The following is a 2,810-nucleotide window of genomic DNA, read 5'->3' on the forward strand; positions in this document are numbered from 1 at the left end:
AGCAAAGCCGATAAATCACTATATTTGAAGTGCTTAATCGTAGGCAGTATCGGACGCAAATAATCGGCTATGATGCGTTCTTCTGGTTTTAGTAAACTTTTTTGAGCTTTAGCAATGATGTCCACAGGATGTTTTTTGTGCTTCATTGCCACTGCTACAGCTTTTGCAATTTCAGCTTTGGATGCTGATGGGGATACACCCAGAATGTCATAAGGATTATATTCCATTAGATACCTTTTTAATTAACGAATTTTCAGGCTGTGGTAAATTTCTTGAAAAGCAGGTTCGTCTGGACAAAGTTGATAAGCCCAACGACCTAATTGGTGAATTGAATCAAAAGATAAATCGCGGTTTTGCATACCTTTAAGCAAGGTTTTAATAAAAAAGTCAGCGACATAGTAACGAATAGAGTCATGTTGTGAGTATTTGGCACGATGAACGGCTTCATCAAAGCTATCGCACTTCATCAGATTTTTAATATCCTTTAGTTCTTGGCTAAATTCGTAAACTTCTTGGACATTTGGATCATCTGGACAGAGTTCATAAGCCCAATAGCCTAATTGATAAATATCTTCAAATCCTAAATCCCGATTTTGGAAACCCTTGACTAATATTTCTATGCAAATGTCTGAGACAATATTACGTATACGTTGATGCTGGGATTCTTTAGCACGTTGGACAGCTTCTTCAAATTTACTCTTTTTTAATAAATTATCAATTAATTCTACTTCTTGGTTAAATTCAATTCTTTGAATTAAGTCAATTACAATAGGATTTTGATTATCAATTTGTTTAATTTTCTGTAGTTCTCTCAGCGCTATTACTAATGAAATTTGTTCATTAGCAATTTGTTCGCGTATTTGTTCTGCTTTATACTCAGCTAGATAACTTCTAGCATCTCTACTTCCTAAAAGCCCATACCAAAACTGGGCAAACTCTAAATGCTCGTGAAATTCTGATATTGCTTGGCGTTGCAATCCACAAAGTCTGTCTATTTCTTGTTGCCAATCCTGACTATCTTGAATTTCTGGCTTCGCTTGCTTTAGAGGAATAATTGCCTCTCGCCATTTTTGTTGCTGTAGCTGATAGTAACCTTCATGATAAGCGACAAATTTCTGAGCAAATGCTGCGATATCAGACTTATCTGTGGTTGAAGGTTTAAGTTGAATTGCTCTTTGATAATCTCCTTCTAAACAAGCAGCCATAGCCAATCCCCAATTTGTATAAAGGGAATTTAAGATTTTTTGGTTAGCATCTATCCTATTGTCGAAAATCCTTTGCCATTGAGGAAGGTAATGCTGATAACAACCAGGTGTAATAAAAACATCTTTTATTTTCATTCCCCACTTTGACGGCTCACCCATGAGGTTTAGAGATACTACTTCTAATCGGTAGCGATCGCGCAAATTCAAATACTCAAGAATATTTGTATCTTTTAAAGCATCTATTGCTGTTGCTATTCGACGTTTTAATGTTAAAGACACTGAGGCAAATTCTACAGGTTTATTTTCTAGCCAAGGCACATCTTGAAGGCTAGGATCTTCAGTTAAATTTGCCAAAGCTGTTGACAATGAAAATATCAAATTCGCCAGCTTTATTGGGTAAGTTTGAGCAAGATAATAATTTGCTACTGCCAAGTTATGTAATGTAGTAATATTAGGCTGTAAAATCCAAGCTTCTTCAACTTTATCGGCAATAATTCTCCAGTCTTTACCTTTCCATAGTTCTGCTTCTAAACGTGGCTGGATATGTTCGTTGAGATTTTTTTCGACTAACGAATCGGAACCAAATTTTTGGATAAATTTTGTACTTTCTGTTTTAGCCTTCTCCCAATTTTCAGCCGCTACCAAATGCTCAATATTCTGTAGCCTTAGCAGGCGTTGACGTTGGGAAAGATTTTTGAGAATCTCTCGTTGCTTGGCAATATTAGCAATAGATAATCCAAGCCATTCTTTATAAGCTACTTGTAAATCTTCTTGTTGGGCGTAGGCAAATCCCCGCAAGTAAGCAGCTTGTTCTCCAGGTATAGCTTCTAGGTGAGTTAGTGCAGTTGCCCATTCTTGAGTTTTAATTGCCACAAGTGCTAACCGAATTTGGCAGTGTGTAGAGTTAGGCAAGAGCAATTTAGCATTTTTATAAAGAGATGCAGCCGCCTTAAAATCTCCCGCTTTTTCTGCTGTTAGTCCTTGGCGAAACTGTTCTCTTCCTTTAAATGTTTTTTGTAGCTTTTGGAGTAAATCAAGTCCGTCAGGGCGAGAAAATTTAGCCAGGGCATTTTTTAAAAGTGCGATCGCTCCCTGTAATCTTCCTTCACTTTCAGCTTGTTGCACCTTTTCAAAAGCAGCTTCATAAATTTCTTCTTGTTGAACTTGAGCAACACTTGCTGCGATCGCCTGTCGTAGAGACTCCGTAGAATAAAGCTTTTCAGCCTCTCGGTAAACTGCGATCGCATTTTTATAAAACCGATTTTCTGCCTGAGACTGTGCCTTTGTCACTAAATTTAAAAACTGCTGTCGCCGTTGTAATTCTTTTTGGCACTGTTTGATTACCCGCGATATGCGATCATCGTGAATAATTTTGGTACAGCGCTGATAAATGGCGATCGCACTTGCAAGTGCTTGCGTTTCTAAAGGATCGCCCGTATCTTGCTTGAGAAAGGTTTTGGCATTAGCAGCTAGTTTATCTACTTCCGCCACTTGATAGCGCCACTGCTTTAGTTGCTGAGTAAGATTGTCCAACAGTTTACCCAGTAGCAATTGACAAATCAAACGCTCCCAAAAACCTGGTTTTCTCGACCAGACAGCGAGAGC

At 38.0% G+C, this 2,810-nt stretch carries 1 protein-coding gene and 1 pseudogene; both read right to left on the bottom strand.

The window, feature by feature from the left end:
• Positions 1 to 227: pseudogene (locus VE944_RS25960) on the bottom strand (molecular chaperone DnaJ); the annotation flags it as partial.
• Positions 228 to 242: 15 nt separating this feature from the next.
• Positions 243 to 2,810 (bottom strand): tetratricopeptide repeat protein (locus tag VE944_RS25965; RefSeq protein WP_324983940.1); only part of this gene is annotated, 2,568 nt, incomplete at its 5' end.

The sequence above is a fragment of the Nostoc sp. genome (assembly GCF_035638895.1).
GTDB lineage: Bacteria > Cyanobacteriota > Cyanobacteriia > Cyanobacteriales > Nostocaceae > Nostoc.